Raw genomic sequence first — 17,679 nt, forward strand, 5'->3', positions numbered from 1 at the left:
ATTCCTTGACCGCAACCTGCAGCGGCTCATCCTCAACACGCTGGCAGCGAACTATCCAGACCGGACAACTGAAAGCCAGCTGAAAGAACTTGGCTCGCAAGGCGATGTTACCAAATCACTATTATACCTCAGCGAACACGGCCTGATCACAGGCGGCGCCACCCGCAGCAATCAAGGCTGGCATATCACTGCAGCCACGATCACGGCCCACGGATTGGACATTGCCGAAGACGACGGCGGACTGTCCGCCCCAGGGTAACCCGCCGCACGCCCTCCAACCGGCGCCCTATTCAGCAGGACGCCGGCACACAAGCCAGCAGACACCCGCAGGGATTTCTTGCGTGGCACTCAGGACCTCTACAGACTGCGCCTCATATATTGCCTCGCCCCGGACTGAGGCAAGAAACCCGAATGCCATCAGTGCCCGCACCCCACCCGCATCCATGACCGCCCGGAACCCGCCGCCCGCATCGGACAACGGATTCTCTGCACCGCTCAGCGCGATCCGCAGGCGAAATCCGGCACCTTCCGGCTCCCAACTATCCAGCCAGGCGTTACTATACTCAAGAACGCTCATGTTGCTTTCCGCCATAACCACATCCCCATTGATTGAACCCCGCCCCACGCGGGGTTTTTCTTTGCCTCTCAATTCAAGGAATACCATCCCCATCGCCCAATGGCAGTAGTTTTCTACCACTATTGAGTTGACATAGTACTTTTTGTCTATATCAATCCCTCTATCAACCGATGGAGGATTGAATGCAAGACATGACCAACACCGCACGGCAAATCGTCGGCTCACCGGAACTCTACCTGGACGATACCACCCTGTTTACCCAGGCATGGGCAGCCATGAAGGCCGCCCGCGGCCAGGGCTTTGACCCGGCCCGCCTTCGCGCAGCCCATCTGATCGACCGCCCGGAACCCGCACCGGAACCGACCGACCAGACCCTTGAACGCGTTGGCGCCAAGGTGCGCGCGCTCATCGCGGAAAAGAACATCCCGGTGCCGCGCCGCAATGCAGCCTGACGCACCGTCTGCCGCCGCCAAGCCCGAAGCCGGGGCGCAAACTGGAAAATCCAGCAAGGCACACCCAAGGGCACCGCCCTACCCCGAATAGCCAAAAGCGGCGCGTGACGGAGGATTGACGCGCCGCTTTCCTTGAAGTTTCGCGCCCGTCTTGCGGCGCGGATCAGCGCGGGCGGGGCAATCCTCCAAATTCCTACCGCCCGCGCACAATCAATCGAGATGCCGCATGCACATAGTTTCGCCCTTGTTCACCACGAGAACCTGCACCCAGCAGGAACTTTACGCCGCAGCACGCGGCATGCGCGCCCGCTGCCGGTTCGGCCAGGCGATGATGCTGCAGGAACTGGGCGGCAGGATCACCCCGGGCAGCACCGATCCGAGCGACCGCTTCGATTTCGACGCCATGCGCTGGCACGTGACCCTGCTCGGCCTTTCCGCCTCAGGGGATGACATGCCAGCCGCCCTGGACGCCTGGATGCGCGCCGCGCGGGTCAGCCACAACATCGACGGCACCCGCCGCGCCACCGACGGCCGCCCGGATTGCCCGTTCAACGGCGCAGCACCTCTGCCACCGACGCCTAACCAAGTTGCCGAGGCCACCTGAAACCTGCGCCTTAGCAAACTGGCCGGGGCGCATCCCTATCAGCCCCGGCCCTTTTCCAACATACGGACCCGAAATGTCAGATCGATACGACCCGCCCGAAGAGCAAATTCAGAAGGTCCTGCGGAAGTACACCCCGCGCCAGGTCGCCATTGCCTATCTGCGCTCTTCACGCCGCGCACGTCAGGCCGAGGCAGCCTTTGACGTGATGGACGGAATACAAGGCGCGACCGCAGCAGCCGCAACCGGCGATTACAAGAGCGCCAAAGACGAATTGCAAAAGGCAATGCGGCGCATCAAGCGCGACAAACAACACCACGCGTAGACGCCCTCCTAACGGACCCCGCCAGATCCGCCGGGCGCGGCAAAGACCACCACTCACGGCCCGCGCCGCGCCCAGACCCGCAGAAAGGCAGACCGATGACCAAGGCACCAAAGCAGAGATTTGAGGATATGCCGCCAGCTCAACAGGCGGGCATCCTGTGCAATGACCCGCAGTTTCAGCGCTTTGCAGCGGTGCGCAGCGGATACCCCGGCGGTGAATTCCTGCCCAGTGCAGCCGCGGAATATGTCCGCCTGACCTGCGGCGTGAACAGCCGCGGCCTGCTGAACACCAACAAAGCCGCCTCCGAACGCTTTCAAGCCCTGCGCACCGAGTTCGACGCATGGTCCGGCAAACTCGCAACCCCACGCCCCTAACCCGAACAGACAGAGGACACGACATGCCCTTGCCCAACCACACAATCAACTTTCTCGAATTCATGCAGTCCTTCCGCCGCGGCCAGCTTCTGCATGAGGCCGACGAACACCTTGAAAAGGTGATCAGCAGCATGGCCGAAACCGGCGGCGATGGCGAAATCACCATCAAGCTGCCGTTCAAGCGGAACAAGGCGGGGCAGATCGAATGCACGCCCAAGATCAGCTCTAAAACACCGCAACGCCAGATGGGCACCGGCATCTATTTCGCTGACGACGACGGCCGCCTTAGCCGCCGCGACCCGAACCAAATGGACATTGAAGACGAAATTGAGCGACGGCGCCCAGCCGCCGCTGAATGATCAACCTGCAGAAAGAGGAAAACACCATGCAGAACAACGAAGCAAACCTGCCGAAACAATCCCTGGATGCCGCTATCGAAGCCGCGCGCCTTGCAGATCCTGTTATCGGCGGCGACGACGGACGGCAGCATGCCTTTGTGCCCGATGGCTTCACCCTGAAGGACATTTCAGACCCGAACATTCTGCCGGAACATATTTCGCAGACAGTCGTCGTGGACGACCGGGATTCTCTGACCAACTATGTGAACCGCTTCAGCGACGGGCGCTCGATCCTGATTGCCGACTATGACGCCGGACTGATCCGCGCTCACTTGGATTGGCACACAGACAACAGCACCGAAATGACGCGCCAGCACGCCTCGCACACTGCAACGCTGAAGCTCCGCAACAGCGAGGAGTACGACCGCTGGAACAAAATGGAAGGCGAAATGCACTCGCAGGAGGAATTCGCCCTGTTCATCGAAGAGAACGTTTCCGATATCAGTGACCCGGATCATTCGGTGATGCTGGAAATTTGCCGCGACCTCGAAGCAACCCAGGACGTTTCCTTCAAGAGCGGTATCCGGCTGGAAAACGGCGACCGCACCTTTGTCTATGAGGACGAAACCAAGGTCAAAGGTGACATGATTGTGCCCACAGAAATCGGCCTCAGCATCCCGGTCTACCGGGGCGAGGAGCCAGTTGATATCCGCGCAAAGTTCCGCTTCCGACCCACGGCCAGCGGCCTGCAACTAGGCTTCCGCTGGCACCGCGTCGAATACATGCGCCAGGCAACCTTTAACGCCATGGCACAGCAGACAGCGGAGAACACTGGCCGCCCCTACTACTTCGGTCGCACGTCCTGACACTACCGGGTTTCTCTTTCTGCCCCCTCCTCGATCGAGGGGGCAACGACGGAAACCAGGAGGCCGGAAACATGAACACCATTTGGCTACTTGCTGGACGCTATGACGGCCTACCAACTGTACCCCTCGATAAGGTGCGGGAAGATTTCTTTGGCGGAATGACCAAGCCCGTGTTCACGAAGAAGGTAGAAAGCGGGGAAATTCCCCTGCCAGTCACCACGCTTGGCAGCTCCCAAAAAGCCCCCCGTGTCATCCACCTCACAGACCTTGCGGCCTATCTGGACGGCTGCGCCGATAAAGCCAGAAAAGAGCTGGAACGCAAAGTTCGGTAGTCCCAAAGCAGTCCCGGAAGAAAACTTCCAAGTTAAGTATTTGATTTACTAAGTGAAAAATTAACTAGCCGCACAATCCATCATGGGTGCCACGCTCAAACGCGCTGCTTTTTGTGCGTTGTCTTTCAAAGCGTTAGCTCCGTAGGCTCATCAAGTACCTGTAGCAGGATTCCCTCGGGTTTCCGGTGATTTTGCCGGGTTTTCGGCGATTTTCGATTCTGGTGTGCTACGGTGTAGCACAACCGAGCCCATAGAACACCGCCCGTTCAGGGCAGAGCATCGTGCCCGGGAAACTCCTGCCCAAGGTCTCCGACAGATCCAGGGAAATCGGCAATGAAATCTCCGCAAAGTTTTTTCTAGAACGGACCGACTTCCCCATCACCAAGACCGAGATGGGATGAATTCTATGTCCAAGATCGACACCAATACCCAGAGCGTTCTCGCCGCCATTGCCGCTAAGAATGCCTGGAAGCCTGCTAGCCGATCCGCCCGCCGACCCGTTCGAGCGTCTGAACGACGTCTTCGCCCCGATAGATGAAGCGCGGATCGGCCGCCGGGCTGTACCTGGAATGGGTTTCGACCACCGTCAGGACGCCCAGCTTCTTACCCAGGGCGAGCTGGTCGTGAACCAAGCCCCTTCCGGCAGATTGCGCTTGCGCAATCGCCTTTCGGGCAAGGAATCGCCCAGACATCGTTCGGTCCAGTTGCCTCCTGACGGTCTTCCCGCCGCTTCGGGTGCTTGTTCCAGAGCTGCAGCCCCAACGCATTTTAAATCCTGCGGGTCTTCTTCATGTTGATTATCCACCCCTCCCGCCTCAGCAACACGTGGACGCGGCGGCAGCCGTAGCGCACACGCGTCTTTGCAATCTCCTTGATCCGCCGCTCAACGGCAGCCTGATCCGTCCGCCGGGATTAGTAGTGGAAGGTGGATGTGTCAAAGCAGATGGCCCCACAGGCCCTCCCAGTCGACGCACATCCCGGTGACAACCTCACGCAAACGGCCAGGCTTCAGAGCTTTCGGCGAATGACATCCTGAAGCATCTCCCGGTCCAGCGTCAGGTCCGCCACGGTCTTCTTCAGCTGGGTGTTCTCATCCTCCAGCGCCTACAGCCGGCGCATCTCGTCCGGCTGGAGGCCTCCGTATCTTTTCTTCCAGCTGAAATACGTTGCCTGACTGATCCCGGCCTTGCGGCAGATCTCCGCGACCGGTGTCCCTTGCTCACCTCGTTTCAAGATGAACGCCTTCTGCGCTTCGGTGAACTTCGATGCCTTGATGTGATTCCGCTCCTTTCCCAGCCGGGAAACCTTAGCGGAAAAATCCAGCTTCATTCGGTCCAGTTCTCTGGCCGCAAGTCAACGTCACGAACTCCAAAGAAACTACCGCTCCGAATTGAATCTAAGCAAGAACGCGTCTGCAAGTCTGTCTCAGAAGAGGACTTCTTCATCGGTTTTCACACCAGCACGTTGAGACTCCCTGTTTGATCGGCAAATTCATTTGCCGATCAAACAGGTGTTTAGCATCATACATTGAATGAAGCACAGCTTGGCGATCCGATCAGGCCGAAGGCCGTATATGTGCTACGCGCCAAATTATAGGGTACAAAAGTATTAGGAAAAGACAAATTGCACTCAGCCATGTAAATCCAGCTTCGGGACCGCCAGCAGCCGGGCTGTGTGATGCAAGGGGCGAAATCACTCGTGCCGCTCCCCGTAGGCTCTGCGCCACCGCTTGCCAAGCCGGTCCGGTTTTGTGTGTCTTGGGCCTGCTCCCCGCTAGCCAGCCAATGACGGCAAGTAGAGAACAATCCCCGGAAAGGCGACCAGCAGTGCAATTGTTACGGCGTCGGCAATGAAAAACGGCGTCACGCCCTTGAACACATCCTGCACGCTCAGGTCATCCCGAACGCCGGCAACCACGAAACAGTTCAGCCCGATCGGCGGAGTGATGAGGCAGAACTCGGCCATCTTCACAACCAGAATGCCAAACCAGATCGCGCACATCGTGCCGCTCATGCCAAAGGCGCTGTCGGCAGCGGCAACGCTTTCGCCGCCGTTCAGCGCCATCACCGCTGGATAGACCACCGGCAAGGTGAGCAGCAGCATTCCGATGGCATCCATGAACATGCCCAGCACCGCATAGGCCAGAAGGATGCAGATCAGGATCACCATCGGCGACATTTCCAGCGAAGTGATCCAGTCCGAAAACGCCCCAGGCAAGTCCGCGAACCCCAGAAAGCGCACGTAGATCAGAACCCCCCAGATGATGGTGAAGATCATCACCGTCAGTTTCGCTGTTTCCAGCAGGGCGGACTTCAGCTCCGCCCATTTCATGCCTTTGAGAACCGCCATGCAGAAGACCACAAAGGCCCCCAAAGCGCCGCCTTCGGTTGGCGTCCCCCAGGCATCGCCGCCAAAGGGGTTGTAGACAAAGCAGATGATGATCACGACAACAAAGATGATCGGCAGCGCGCCTGGCAACGCCGCAAAGCGCTGCCCCCAGGTGAAACCTTTGACCGGCGGGCCGACCGATTTGAAAACCACCGCGATACCGACAATCAGCAGGCCGTAAATCACTGCCGAAAATGCTCCGGGGATGAAACCCGCCAGAAGCAGCTTGCCGACGTCCTGTTCTACGATGATCGCATAAATAACCAGGATCGCCGAGGGCGGGATCAGCGAGGCCAGCGTGCCACCAGCTGCCACCACACCGGCGGCGAACTGCTTGTTGTAGCCGATCTTCAGCATCTCCGGAATGGCAATGCGGGCAAAGACGGCAGAGGTGGCGACAGACGCGCCCGACACCGCGGCAAAGCCCGCGGTGGCAAAAACGGTGGAAACCGCCAGCCCGCCCGGCAGCCAGGCAATCCAGCGTTTGGCGGCTTCGAACAAAGCGCGTGTCAGGCCCGCGTAATAGGCCAGATAACCGATCAGGATGAATGTTGGGATCAGCGACAGCGCCTGGCTGGAGACTTTGGAATGCGGCACCTGCCCCGCGATCTTGACCGACACGGTCAGCGCCTTGCCGAACTTATCCGGGCTGTAGCCGAACTTGGCCCAGAAGATCCAGACAAGGCCGATGAGGCCCGCAAGACCGGCGGCAAAGGCCACCCGCATTCCCAAGACCACCATCGCCAGCAGGCCGCCGGTGACCCACAGGCCGATTTCAATGGGTTCCATGTATCTTATCCCTGCCCGCTGCCGTTCGTGTCATGGCCTGCTAGTTGATCCGCCTCTGCCGCGGCCTGTTCCGCGGCGCTTTGCACCAGCGGCACCGCCACCGGCGTATCCAGCCCCAGAACCAGCGCCCGGCCATAGCCCCAGATTTGCAGCATCAGCCGAAGGCCCAGCACCGCAAAGGCCACCGGAGCCAGCAGTTTGGCGGGCCAGATCGGAATGCCGATGTCAATGGAGCTGTCGCGGCTCCACCAGGGTGCGGCAAAATCAAAGGAGCGCAGGAAATGCGACCAGCTGCCCCAGACCAGCGCTGCAATCAGCAGGAAGATCAGAACGACCGAGATCATCTCAAACAGCCACATGGCCCGGCCCCTGAGGGCACCGATAACGATGTCCATGCGGATATGGCCGCCATTGCGCTGCACATAAGCGATGCCCATGAAGGCGATCAGCGGCATAATTTGTTCGATCCAGTCGACGTAACCGGGCAAGGGCGCATTGACCGCATTGCGCCCGCCGACTGAGACCACCGCCAGCATCATCAGCGAAAACACCGCTATGCCGCTCAGAAGCGCCAGCAGGCGCTCTGCTTTCAATAACCTTTGGTCCAGCCTGCTGATCAGGCTTCCGTCCTCCAGCACTGCTGCGCTGCCTGCCATGCCCGCCCCCGTCGTTCAGTCTCGTCAAGAAAAGGGGCCGGGCCTGATCAGCCCGGCCCTTTGTGTTTCATCAGGCTCAGCTGCCTGAACGGTGATCGCTAAGTGTCTTCTGCACCAGATCATACAGCTCCTGCGCCGGCAGTCCCTGGGCGGTCATGTCCTCGATCCACTGAGCACGGATCGGGTCAGCGGCCACTTTTCGGAACTCGGCCAGCTGGTCGTCAGAGATATTAACTTTCTCTACACCTTTCTCGGCGAGCACGCTGTCCCACTTCTCCAGCAGCGCGCCGTAATTGGTCAGATAGTGGTCGATTGCCTCTTCAACCGAGCTGTCGAGGGCCTCGCGCTCGGCGCCGCTGAGGGCTTCATAGGCATCGGTGTTCACCACCACCGGGCAGTTCACGGTGCCCGGGTTCAGGTTTGCGGTCCACCAGTCAGCGCGATTGATAGTGCCAAAGGCCAGATGCGCGTGCTGGGCAAAGGCGACGGTGTCCACGACACCGGATTCCATTGCATTGTATGCTTCCGTCGCGGTCACCGAGGTCGGCACCGCGCCAACAGCCGAGAACGCCTTGCCGATGCCGCCAGTGGCACGCACCCGCATGTCCTTGAACTCCGCCAGCTCATCGCGCGGCTCACCTGTGCCCACGATATTGTACTGCGGCATGGGAGAGGTCATAAGAAGCTTGGCATTCCAGCGCGCCAGATCCGCCTGCACCGCCGGATGCGCATAGACCGCGTTTGCCACGGCCACTTCTTCGTCCAGCGTGTTCACGCCCAGGAACGGCAGTTCCAGCACGGTGATCGACGGGTTCTTGTCGCGGTGGTAGCCGGCACAGAACTGCGCCATCTCGAAGGCACCGATGGAAATGCCGTCGAGGTTCTCCTTGTTCTTGGACAAGCCGCCATAGCTGATGTTCAAGGTGAATTCGCCGCCGGTTTTTTCAGCGACCAGCTCGGCCAGTTTTTCCACATGTTCAGTGAACGCGCGGCGCTTGCCCCACAGCGACACGTTCCATTCGGTCGCAGCGGCCTCGCCTGCCATTGCTACGCCAGCAGTTGCCGCCACAGCGGCCGTCAGAAATCTATTCATGATGTAACTCTCCCGAATTGCGCCCTTTTCGATCCGGCATCTGATCCGGAGTGGTGCGCTTGACCGTCAGGCTAGCGGCACAGATACGCGCTGCCAAGCCCCTCGAAGGGAAAGGTAACGCAGCGACTCGCGCCATCCTCAAATCGAAAGTCCCGCCGCGCCGGCACAATATGCCGCAGGGGCTAAGCCGCCGGAAGCTGCGGCAGTACGCCGCTCCTGAGCCTAAAGCAGCGATTGAAGCAGCACCTGATCGCTGGTGAAATTTACAGAAAGGCCTATAAAAACAGGCCGCCTCATGCGTTTGCACGCCACTTTCTTTACAAAGAAACCTAAGAATCTTAAATTCGTTGACAGATAAAGCCTTTGATATCGGCGTTTTATTCACAAATTTTCTAGCTGCACTATTATTTGCCCCAGGAGGAAACGGTTTGACAGCCACGGCACAGCGTTGTCGTTTGTCTTGCCAATAAAATTCTGGGAGGAAACCGAATGAACGCGTTGCACGCAGACGCTGTCTATCCGCCGTCCGACGAAACCGTTGCCCGTGCGCATGTGACCGCCGCCAAGTATCAGGAGATGTATGACGCCTCGCTGACCGACCCCGAAGGGTTCTGGGGCGAACAAGGCAAGCGCATCGACTGGATCAAGCCCTTCACCCAGGTGAAGGACGTGAACTACAGCTTCGGCAATGTCTCGATCAACTGGTACGGCGACGGCACCCTGAACGTCAGCGCCAATTGCATCGACCGCCACCTGGAAACCCGCGGCGATCAGACCGCGATCATCTGGGAACCGGATGATCCGAACGAGGACGCGCAGCACATCACCTACACCGAGCTGCACCGCCGCACCTGCCGGATGGCCAATATCCTCGTGTCGATGGGCGTGCGCAAAGGCGACCGCGTGGTGATCTACCTGCCGATGATCCCCGAAGCGGCCTATGCCATGCTGGCCTGCGCCCGGATCGGCGCCATCCATTCCATCGTGTTTGCCGGCTTCTCCCCCGACGCGTTGGCGGCCCGGGTCAACGGCTGCGACGCCAAAGTGGTCATTACCGCCGATGAGGCCCCCCGCGGCGGCCGCAAGACCGCGCTGAAGTCGAACGCCGACGCGGCGCTCTTGCACACCAAGGACAGCGTGAAATGCCTGGTGGTCAAACGCACTGGCGGCCAGACCACCTGGGTCGACGGGCGCGACCATGACTACAACGAAATGGCGCTGGAAGCGGATGACACCTGCGCCCCCGCCGAGATGAACGCCGAGGATCCGCTGTTCATCCTCTACACCTCCGGTTCCACCGGCCAGCCCAAGGGCGTTGTGCATACCTCCGGCGGCTATCTGGCCTATGCCGCGATGACCCATGAAATCACATTCGATTACCACGATGGCGACGTCTACTGGTGCACCGCGGATGTGGGCTGGGTCACCGGCCACAGCTATATCGTCTATGGGCCGCTGGCCAATGGTGCCACCACCCTTATGTTCGAGGGCGTGCCGACCTACCCGGATGCCAGCCGCTTCTGGCAGGTCTCCCAAAAGCACAAGGTGAACCAGTTCTACACTGCCCCCACCGCGCTGCGCGCCCTGATGGGTCAGGGCAACGAATGGGTCGAAAAATGCGATCTCAGCGATCTCAAGGTGCTGGGCACGGTGGGTGAACCGATCAACCCCGAGGCCTGGAACTGGTACAATGAGGTTGTCGGCAAGGGCAAATGCCCGATCGTTGACACCTGGTGGCAGACCGAGACCGGCGGCCACCTGATGACCCCGCTGCCGGGCGCCCATGCGATGAAACCGGGCGCCGCGATGAAGCCTTTCTTTGGTATCCAGCCGGTGGTTCTGGACCCCACCACCGGCGTCGAGATCGAAGGCAACGGCGTCGAGGGCGTTTTGTGCATCAAGGACAGCTGGCCGGGCCAGATGCGCACCGTCTGGGGCGACCATGATCGCTTCGAGAAGACCTATTTCTCCGACTACAAAGGCTATTACTTCACCGGCGACGGCTGCCGCCGCGACGAGGACGGCGATTACTGGATCACCGGCCGCGTCGATGACGTGATCAACGTCTCCGGCCACCGCATGGGCACAGCTGAGGTCGAAAGCGCGCTGGTGGCACATGCCGCAGTGGCCGAGGCCGCCGTGGTCGGCTACCCGCATGAGATCAAGGGCCAGGGCATCTACTGCTATGTGACCCTGATGAACGACCGCGACCCCTCGGACGAGCTGCTGAAGGAGCTGCGCACCTGGGTGCGCACCGAGATCGGCCCGATTGCCAGCCCGGACGTGATCCAATGGGCGCCGGGCCTGCCGAAAACCCGTTCCGGCAAGATCATGCGCCGTATCCTGCGCAAGATTGCCGAGAACGATTTCGGCAGCTTGGGCGATACATCGACGCTTGCCGATCCGTCGGTGGTCGACGACCTGATCGCAAACCGCGCGAACAAGGGGTAAACGCACATGAATATGGCAGTTATGACCCGCCCCGCAGTTCTGATCCTGCTGGGCCCTCCCGGGGCCGGCAAAGGCACCCAAGCGCGGATGCTCGAGGAAAAATTCGGCTATGTGCAGCTGTCGACCGGCGACCTGCTGCGCGAAGCGGTTGCCGCGGGCACGCCTGCGGGCTTCGCCGCCAAGGCGGTGATGGAAGCGGGCCAGCTGGTCAGCGATGAGATCGTGATCAACATCCTGCGCGATCGCCTGACAAAGCCGGATTGCGCCAAAGGCGTGATCCTGGACGGCTTCCCCCGTACAACCGTGCAGGCCGAAGCGCTGGACGGGCTGCTGGCCGAGACTGGCCAGAAAATAAACGCCGCGATCAGCCTCGAAGTGGATGATGCGGCGATGGTCGAGCGGATCTCGGGCCGCTACACCTGCGGCGGCTGCGGCGAGGGCTATCACGACAGCTTCAAACAATCCGCCGTGGCCGGTAAATGCGACAAATGCGGCGGCACCGAGATGAAGCGCCGCGCCGATGACAATGCGGAAACCGTTGCCAGCCGGCTGGTGTCCTATCACGCGCAAACCGCACCGCTGATCGCCTATTACGGCCGCAAGGGCGTTCTGCAGCGAACTAACGCGATGGGCCGTATCGGCGACATCGCCCGCGACATGGCGGCCATCGTGACCGAGGCCACCGGCTAACCAACAAGAAACGGGGCCTGCGCTGAACCCGCAGGACCCCGTCTTCCAGACAGCTGAATACCCGACGGCCCCGTCTGCACTATGCAGCTGCGGACCGGAGGAGCCATGCCTGCACGCCGAGACCCCGGCGGCCGGCAAACGGAGAGAGTCTGCCCGCATCCCGCGGCAGCTCAATAGGGAGAAGGAGGAGCCGCTATGGCGAACCACACAACCAACTCCGCACAGACTGCCGAAGCCGACAAAGGCTATTGGGCGGCAAATGTGCGGATCATACTTGTCAGCCTGGTGATCTGGGCTGTCGTCTCGTTCGGCTTTGGCATCCTGCTGCGCCCGCTGCTGTCCGGTATCAAGGTCGGCGGCAGCGATCTAGGCTTCTGGTTTGCCCAGCAGGGCTCGATCCTGGTGTTTCTGGGGCTGATCTTTTTCTACGCGTTCCGGATGAACAAACTTGACCGCGAATACGGCGTGGAGGAAGAATAAGATGGACCAGTTCACCATCAACCTGATGTTCGTGGGCGCGAGTTTTGCGCTCTACATCGGCATCGCAATCTGGGCCCGCGCGGGCTCCACCTCGGAATTCTATGCCGCCGGCCGGGGTGTTCACCCGGTTACCAACGGCATGGCCACCGCAGCCGACTGGATGTCGGCAGCTTCCTTCATCTCGATGGCGGGCCTCATCGCCTTTACCGGCTATGACAACTCGACCTTTCTGATGGGCTGGACCGGCGGCTATGTGCTTCTGGCGTTGCTACTGGCCCCCTACCTGCGCAAGTTCGGCAAGTTCACCGTGTCCGAGTTCATCGGCGACCGGTTCTACTCCCCGACCGCGCGCATCGTCGCGGTGATCTGTCTGATCGTCGCCTCGACCACCTATGTGATCGGCCAGATGACCGGCGTCGGCGTTGCCTTCGGCCGGTTCCTGGAGGTTTCCAACACGACCGGCCTGCTGATCGGCGCCTGCGTGGTCTTTGCTTACGCCGTGTTCGGCGGCATGAAGGGCGTGACCTATACCCAGGTGGCGCAATACTGCGTGCTGATCATGGCCTATACTATCCCGGCGATCTTCATCTCGCTGCAGCTGACCGGCAACCCGGTTCCGGCCCTGGGCCTGTTCGGCGACCATGCCGCCTCGGGTGAGCCGCTGCTGGCCAAGCTGGACGCTATTGTCAAGGAGCTGGGCTTCAACGAGTACACCGCGCATCATTCAGACACCTTCAACATGGTGCTGTTCACCTTGTCGCTGATGATCGGCACCGCGGGCCTGCCGCATGTGATCATGCGCTTCTTCACCGTGCCGCGCGTCGCTGATGCGCGCTGGTCGGCAGGCTGGGCGCTGGTGTTCATTGCGCTGCTGTACTTGACCGCTCCGGCAGTTGGCGCCATGGCACGGCTCAATATCACCGAAATGATGTGGCCCAATGGGGGCATTGAAGGCGGCGCCGTGACCGTGCAGCAGATCGAGAATGATCCCCAGTACGACTGGATGGCGACTTGGAAGAAAACCGGTCTCCTCGCCTGGGAAGACAAGAACGGCGACGGAGCAATTCAATACTACAACGACCAGAACGCCGATCTGCAAGCCACCGCCGAAGCCAACGGCTGGGCTGGCAATGAGCTGACTAACTTCAACCGCGACATCCTGGTTCTGGCCAATCCTGAAATCGCCAACCTGCCCAGCTGGGTGATCGGTCTGGTGGCAGCAGGCGGCCTGGCGGCGGCGCTGTCGACCGCGGCGGGCCTCCTGCTGGCGATCTCCTCGGCGGTGTCGCACGATCTGATCAAGGGCTCGATCAACCCGCAGATCTCGGAAAAGGGCGAGTTGCTGTCGGCCCGTATCGCCATGGCCGTGGCCATCGCGGTTGCCACTTACCTTGGCCTCAACCCGCCGGGCTTTGCCGCCCAGACCGTGGCGCTGGCGTTCGGCCTGGCCGCAGCCTCGATTTTCCCGGCACTGATGATGGGCATCTTCACCAAGGTGAACAACAAGGGTGCCGTGGCCGGCATGCTGGCGGGCCTGATCGTGACCCTGGTCTACATCTTCCTGCACAAGGGCTGGCTGTTCATCCCGGACACCAACTCCTTCACCGATGCGGATCCGCTGCTGGGCACCGTCAAATCCACCTCCTTCGGTGCGATCGGCGCAATGGTGAACTTCGCAGTCGCCTTCATCGTCTCCAAATCGACCGAGGCAATCCCTGTCGAGATCGAAGAGCTGGTGGAAAGTGTCCGCATCCCGCGCGGCGCCGGGGCCGCAAAGGACCACTAACCTCCCCTCTGGGCGGGCCGCCCGGCCCGCCTCTTCCCTCATGGTCCCGTCCGGTTCACACTGGCCGGGACCATTTTTTCCTGATTTCACGCAGGTACGACCATGCCTCTATCCGACGCCGCTCTGCTCCGCTTCCTGACCTCGGTCCACCCCTACGACAGTCTGGAACCCGCGCTGCTGCAGGAACTGGCACCGAAGTTCCGCCAAATAGACGCCACCGCAGGTGCCCCCGTCTATGCGCTGAACGAGGAGCTGGAGGGGCTGTACCTGGTTCACAGCGGCGAGGTGGAAGTGGCTGATGAAAACGGCATTCCAGTCTCCATCCTCGGCCCCCGCAATTCCTTTGGCGAACGCGGGCTGACCCGCGGCGGCCGGGCGGTGACATCGGCCCAGGCCACAGCGCGAACACTGCTGCTGCTGCTGCCAAAGTCAGAGTTCCACACCCTGATGGCCAGCCAGCCGCAAATGGCCAAATTCTTCGGCCGCCGCCGCCCAGGCGGCCGCGAGACCAGCAATCTCGCCACCACGTGCATCGCGGCGATCATGGCCCGTGATCCCGTCACCTGCTCCAGCGGCCTGACTTGCCAAGGCGCCGCCCAGCTGATGCGGGACCAGCGCGTTTCCTCGGTCTGCGTGACCGATGGGGTAAGGCTGCAAGGCATTGTTACCACCCGCGACCTGACGGGCAAAATCCTGGCGGCAGGAAAACCTATCTCCACCCCGGTCAGCACGGTCATGACCCCCGACCCGCTGACACTGGCCCCCTCAGCGATCGGCTCGGACGTGCTGCATTTGATGATGGAGCATGGCATCGGCCACATCCCGGTGGTCGAAGCTGGCCGGCTGGCGGGAATTGTCACCCAGACCGATCTCACCCGGTTTCAAGCGATAAGTACCGGCGAAATGGTTTCACGCATCGCCAGCGCCCGCTCCGCCGAAGACATGGCCAATGTTACCGCTGAAATTCCCCGCCTGCTGGTGCAGCTGGTGGCAAGCGGCAACCGGCATGAGGTGGTGACCCGGCTGATCACCGACATTGCCGACACCGTGACCCGCCGGCTGCTGGCACTGGCGGAAGAAAAACTCGGCCCTGCTCCGGTGCCCTTCCTATGGCTCGCCTGCGGATCACAAGGGCGGCGTGAACAGACGGGTGTTTCAGATCAAGACAATTGCCTCATCCTGTCGGATGACATGGCACCGGAGGATGAGACCTATTTTGCGCAGCTCGCCGGTTTTGTCTGCGACGGGCTGAATACCTGCGGCTACGTCTATTGCCCCGGCGATATGATGGCGTCGAATCGCCGCTGGCGGCAGCCCTTGCGCGTTTGGCGCGACTACTTTCGCGGCTGGATCGCCAAACCTGATCCCCAGGCGCAGATGCTAGCCTCGGTGATGTTCGACCTGCGCCCGATCGGCGGCGAGGCCGCGCTGTTTGCCGGCCTTCATCAGGAAACCCTGCAGGCCGCCAGCGCCAATTCGATCTTCACCGCGCATATGATCGCCAATTCGTTGAAGCACACGCCGCCGCTGGGTCTGTTGCGCGGGCTGGCCACCATCCGCTCGGGCGAACACCGCAATACGCTGGACATGAAGCACAACGGCGTGGTGCCGGTGGTCGACCTGGGCCGGGTCTATGCGCTGCAGGGCAAGCTGACCGATGTGAACACCCGCGCCCGGCTGGAGGCGGCAGAAACTGCGGGCGTGCTCAGCCCCGCCGGTGCGCGCGATCTGCTCGACGCCTACGATCTGATCGCCCTGACCCGGCTCGAGCATCAGGCCGAACAGATCCGCAGCGGCCAGGCGCCGGACAATTACCTGGCACCGTCCGATCTGTCGGATTTTGAACGAAGTCATCTGCGCGACGCTTTTGTTGTGATAAAGACAATGCAATCGGCGGTTGGGCACGGCAAAGGCATGCTAAGCTGACACCTGCGCTTGCGGGCAGCGCGGGAGCTCGCAGCGCAAGTATTTGGATAAAAAAGAAGCGGCCTTGGGCCTGCGGGGAGTTAAGATGTTTCTGGAACTGATTGCGGTGATCTTTGCCGGTATTGCCGCCGCGGGCGTTGTCATGCTGCTGGGAAAGTCCATGCGCGGACGCCTGCCGCGCTGGCTGGCGCCGGTGGCGGCGGGACTGGCGATGATCGCGGCTACCATCGCTTCGGAATACGGCTGGTTCCCGCGGACTGCAGCAGCATTGCCAGACGGGCTGGTCGTAGCGGACACAGTTGAAAACCAAAGCTTCTATCGGCCCTGGACCTATGCAGTGCCTTACATCGACCGCTTCGCCGCGCTGGATACCGCGACAATGAAAAGCCACCAGGCGCATCCTGAGGTCTATCTGGCCGAGATCTATTTCTTTGGCCGCTGGGCACCGGTCAACAGCCGGCCCGTGGTGCTGGATTGCGGCAAATGGCGGCGGGCGCTGGCAGCTGGCACTATCGTGTTCTCCGGCAGTGGCTTGCCCAAGGGGCTTGACTGGACGGCGGGCAGCCGGGACGATGCGATTCTGACAGCCGCCTGCGGAGGGTAGCCATGCATGCGCGCCTAAGCCTGCGTTTGCGGATCTTCCTGTTTTTCTGCGCCTTGGCGCTTGGCGGCATCGCGGTCACCACCGGCGCGCTGTGGCTCGGCTACAGCCGCGCTGGACAGCCCGGATTGACGGATGCATTTGTCTTTTCCGGCCTGCTCAGCGGTTTTGCCATCCTTGGTCTCTGCGCCGCGGTTTGGCTGCTGTTTGACGAAAACGTCGCCAAACCGATCGAGAGGCTGGCGGCGGGCATGCGCGCCCGCGCCCATGCCGGCGTGTCGCGGGCGCTCGACACCCATGGCGCGCAATATCTGGGCGATCTGGCAGCCGCAGCCGAGGGGCTGGCCGGGCAATTGGGACACTCAGCGCTGTCCGCAGCTGAGGCGATAGCCCGAGAAACCGAGCATCTGGAGGCCGAAAAAACCCGTCTCGCGGCCTTATTGACGGACATCCCTATTGCCACCGTGATGGCCAACCCCTCCCATCAGATCGTGCTTTATGACGGCCAGGCCGCTGCGGTTCTGGCACAGGAGGCCCCGCCGCGTCTGAATGCGCCGCTGTCCGATTACCTGGACCTGACCGGTCTGGAGGCCGCCTATGGCCGGCTGATACGCAGCGGGCTGGAAGTGCAGGCCGAAGTCAAAAGCTCCAGCGGCACCCAGGTGTTTGACCTGCGGCTGAAACCCTTGGGCGGCGCGCCGGGCTACATCATACTATTCGAGGGCAGCCATGCGGGGCTCGCCCCGGGAGACTCCCGGCCCTTGGTCTATGACTTCGCGCTGCTGGAAACGGACCACTCCGAGCTGGACAGCCGCAAGCTCAGCAACCTCAGCTATGTGGTATTTGACACCGAAACCACCGGGCTGCTGCCGCATAAGGACGAGATTGTGCAGATCGGTGCGCTGCGGATTGTTCGGGGCCGCATTATCGACAGCGAGGCGTTTGAAACCCTGG

Annotated in this window: 19 protein-coding genes and 1 pseudogene; 15 read left to right on the top strand and 5 right to left on the bottom strand. The window is 61.2% G+C overall.

The window, feature by feature from the left end; translation table 11 throughout:
* On the top strand, positions 1–259 hold a 259-nt coding region (locus tag VOI29_RS12115), incomplete at its 5' end, for a hypothetical protein (RefSeq protein ID WP_323779062.1).
* A gap of 27 nt (positions 260–286) precedes the next feature.
* Here the strand turns inward: VOI29_RS12115 and VOI29_RS12120 are convergent.
* Complete coding sequence (locus VOI29_RS12120) at positions 287–697, bottom strand: hypothetical protein (RefSeq protein ID WP_323779064.1); 411 nt, start codon at positions 695–697, stop codon at positions 287–289.
* Between the two features lie 62 nt (positions 698–759).
* Between VOI29_RS12120 and VOI29_RS12125 the strand changes: the two genes are divergently transcribed.
* From VOI29_RS12125 to VOI29_RS12155, 7 genes are all read left to right on the top strand, one after another.
* Complete coding sequence (locus VOI29_RS12125; RefSeq protein ID WP_323779066.1) at positions 760–1,029, top strand: hypothetical protein; 270 nt, start codon at positions 760–762, stop codon at positions 1,027–1,029.
* Between the two features lie 226 nt (positions 1,030–1,255).
* The gene (locus tag VOI29_RS12130; protein WP_323779068.1) at positions 1,256–1,633 is read left to right on the top strand and encodes a hypothetical protein; all 378 of its coding nucleotides are present in this window, start codon (positions 1,256–1,258) and stop codon (positions 1,631–1,633) included.
* A 73-nt stretch (positions 1,634–1,706) separates the two neighbouring features.
* Positions 1,707–1,955, top strand: a complete 249-nt coding sequence (locus tag VOI29_RS12135; RefSeq protein ID WP_323779070.1) for a hypothetical protein — start codon at positions 1,707–1,709, stop codon at positions 1,953–1,955.
* Between the two features lie 95 nt (positions 1,956–2,050).
* Positions 2,051–2,329 (top strand): hypothetical protein, encoded by a 279-nt coding sequence (locus tag VOI29_RS12140; protein ID WP_323779072.1) that lies wholly within the window; start codon positions 2,051–2,053, stop codon positions 2,327–2,329.
* A gap of 23 nt (positions 2,330–2,352) precedes the next feature.
* Positions 2,353–2,688: a hypothetical protein gene (locus VOI29_RS12145; RefSeq protein WP_323779074.1), complete on the top strand. Its 336-nt coding sequence runs from the start codon at positions 2,353–2,355 to the stop codon at positions 2,686–2,688.
* On the top strand, positions 2,685–3,533 hold the full coding sequence (locus VOI29_RS12150) for a DUF2303 family protein (RefSeq protein WP_323779076.1): 849 nt from the start codon (positions 2,685–2,687) through the stop codon (positions 3,531–3,533). The genes VOI29_RS12145 and VOI29_RS12150 overlap by 4 nt, the downstream gene beginning before the upstream one ends.
* A 71-nt stretch (positions 3,534–3,604) precedes the next feature.
* Complete coding sequence (locus VOI29_RS12155; RefSeq protein ID WP_323779077.1) at positions 3,605–3,865, top strand: pyocin activator PrtN family protein; 261 nt, start codon at positions 3,605–3,607, stop codon at positions 3,863–3,865.
* Between the two features lie 479 nt (positions 3,866–4,344).
* On the opposite strand, the pseudogene VOI29_RS12160 reads toward VOI29_RS12155, so the two are convergent.
* The 4 genes and pseudogenes from VOI29_RS12160 to VOI29_RS12175 form a co-directional block, all read right to left on the bottom strand.
* Positions 4,345–5,140, bottom strand: a pseudogene (locus tag VOI29_RS12160) (transposase); the annotation flags it as partial.
* 498 nt (positions 5,141–5,638) lie between these two features.
* Positions 5,639–7,042, bottom strand: a complete 1,404-nt coding sequence (locus VOI29_RS12165; protein ID WP_323779079.1) for a TRAP transporter large permease — start codon at positions 7,040–7,042, stop codon at positions 5,639–5,641.
* 5 nt (positions 7,043–7,047) lie between these two features.
* Positions 7,048–7,698 carry a TRAP transporter small permease gene (locus VOI29_RS12170; RefSeq protein WP_323779080.1) on the bottom strand — a complete coding sequence of 217 codons (651 nt, stop codon included), beginning with the start codon at positions 7,696–7,698 and terminating at the stop codon, positions 7,048–7,050.
* A gap of 76 nt (positions 7,699–7,774) precedes the next feature.
* Positions 7,775–8,791, bottom strand: a complete 1,017-nt coding sequence (locus tag VOI29_RS12175) for a C4-dicarboxylate TRAP transporter substrate-binding protein (RefSeq protein WP_323779082.1) — start codon at positions 8,789–8,791, stop codon at positions 7,775–7,777.
* A 489-nt stretch (positions 8,792–9,280) separates the two neighbouring features.
* On the opposite strand from VOI29_RS12175, the gene acs reads away from it, so the two are divergent.
* The 7 genes from acs to VOI29_RS12210 form a co-directional block, all read left to right on the top strand.
* Positions 9,281–11,242, top strand: coding sequence for an acetate--CoA ligase (acs, locus tag VOI29_RS12180; RefSeq protein WP_323779085.1), 1,962 nt, complete (start codon positions 9,281–9,283; stop codon positions 11,240–11,242).
* A 6-nt stretch (positions 11,243–11,248) separates the two neighbouring features.
* The gene (locus tag VOI29_RS12185; RefSeq protein ID WP_323779087.1) at positions 11,249–11,932 is read left to right on the top strand and encodes an adenylate kinase; all 684 of its coding nucleotides are present in this window, start codon (positions 11,249–11,251) and stop codon (positions 11,930–11,932) included.
* Positions 11,933–12,127: 195 nt separating this feature from the next.
* Entirely contained in the window at positions 12,128–12,412 is a 285-nt protein-coding gene (locus VOI29_RS12190) for a DUF4212 domain-containing protein (protein WP_323779089.1), read from the top strand.
* A 1-nt stretch (position 12,413) separates the two neighbouring features.
* Complete coding sequence (locus tag VOI29_RS12195; protein WP_323779090.1) at positions 12,414–14,198, top strand: sodium:solute symporter family protein; 1,785 nt, start codon at positions 12,414–12,416, stop codon at positions 14,196–14,198.
* A 102-nt stretch (positions 14,199–14,300) separates the two neighbouring features.
* Positions 14,301–16,124 carry a DUF294 nucleotidyltransferase-like domain-containing protein gene (locus tag VOI29_RS12200; protein ID WP_323779092.1) on the top strand — a complete coding sequence of 608 codons (1,824 nt, stop codon included), beginning with the start codon at positions 14,301–14,303 and terminating at the stop codon, positions 16,122–16,124.
* Between the two features lie 85 nt (positions 16,125–16,209).
* Positions 16,210–16,728 (top strand): hypothetical protein, encoded by a 519-nt coding sequence (locus VOI29_RS12205; RefSeq protein ID WP_323779094.1) that lies wholly within the window; start codon positions 16,210–16,212, stop codon positions 16,726–16,728.
* A 2-nt stretch (positions 16,729–16,730) separates the two neighbouring features.
* Positions 16,731–17,679 (top strand): exonuclease domain-containing protein (locus VOI29_RS12210; protein ID WP_323779096.1); only part of this gene is annotated, 949 nt, incomplete at its 3' end.

This window comes from Leisingera sp. (assembly GCF_034669605.1).
In the GTDB taxonomy this organism is placed as follows: Bacteria; Pseudomonadota; Alphaproteobacteria; order Rhodobacterales; family Rhodobacteraceae; genus Leisingera.

Excerpts from the sequence above, each read along its gene's own strand:
- VOI29_RS12125 (WP_323779066.1), top strand. The coding sequence starts at position 760 with ATGCAAGACATGACCAACACCGCACGGCAAATCGTCGGCTCACCGGAA.
- VOI29_RS12130 (WP_323779068.1), top strand. The coding sequence starts at position 1,256 with ATGCACATAGTTTCGCCCTTGTTCACCACGAGAACCTGCACCCAGCAG.
- VOI29_RS12135 (WP_323779070.1), top strand. The coding sequence starts at position 1,707 with ATGTCAGATCGATACGACCCGCCCGAAGAGCAAATTCAGAAGGTCCTG.
- VOI29_RS12140 (WP_323779072.1), top strand. The coding sequence starts at position 2,051 with ATGACCAAGGCACCAAAGCAGAGATTTGAGGATATGCCGCCAGCTCAA.
- VOI29_RS12145 (WP_323779074.1), top strand. The coding sequence starts at position 2,353 with ATGCCCTTGCCCAACCACACAATCAACTTTCTCGAATTCATGCAGTCC.
- VOI29_RS12150 (WP_323779076.1), top strand. The coding sequence starts at position 2,685 with ATGATCAACCTGCAGAAAGAGGAAAACACCATGCAGAACAACGAAGCA.
- VOI29_RS12155 (WP_323779077.1), top strand. The coding sequence starts at position 3,605 with ATGAACACCATTTGGCTACTTGCTGGACGCTATGACGGCCTACCAACT.
- VOI29_RS12165 (WP_323779079.1), bottom strand. The coding sequence starts at position 7,042 with ATGGAACCCATTGAAATCGGCCTGTGGGTCACCGGCGGCCTGCTGGCG.
- VOI29_RS12170 (WP_323779080.1), bottom strand. The coding sequence starts at position 7,698 with ATGGCAGGCAGCGCAGCAGTGCTGGAGGACGGAAGCCTGATCAGCAGG.
- VOI29_RS12175 (WP_323779082.1), bottom strand. The coding sequence starts at position 8,791 with ATGAATAGATTTCTGACGGCCGCTGTGGCGGCAACTGCTGGCGTAGCA.
- acs (WP_323779085.1), top strand. The coding sequence starts at position 9,281 with ATGAACGCGTTGCACGCAGACGCTGTCTATCCGCCGTCCGACGAAACC.
- VOI29_RS12185 (WP_323779087.1), top strand. The coding sequence starts at position 11,249 with ATGAATATGGCAGTTATGACCCGCCCCGCAGTTCTGATCCTGCTGGGC.
- VOI29_RS12190 (WP_323779089.1), top strand. The coding sequence starts at position 12,128 with ATGGCGAACCACACAACCAACTCCGCACAGACTGCCGAAGCCGACAAA.
- VOI29_RS12195 (WP_323779090.1), top strand. The coding sequence starts at position 12,414 with ATGGACCAGTTCACCATCAACCTGATGTTCGTGGGCGCGAGTTTTGCG.
- VOI29_RS12200 (WP_323779092.1), top strand. The coding sequence starts at position 14,301 with ATGCCTCTATCCGACGCCGCTCTGCTCCGCTTCCTGACCTCGGTCCAC.
- VOI29_RS12205 (WP_323779094.1), top strand. The coding sequence starts at position 16,210 with ATGTTTCTGGAACTGATTGCGGTGATCTTTGCCGGTATTGCCGCCGCG.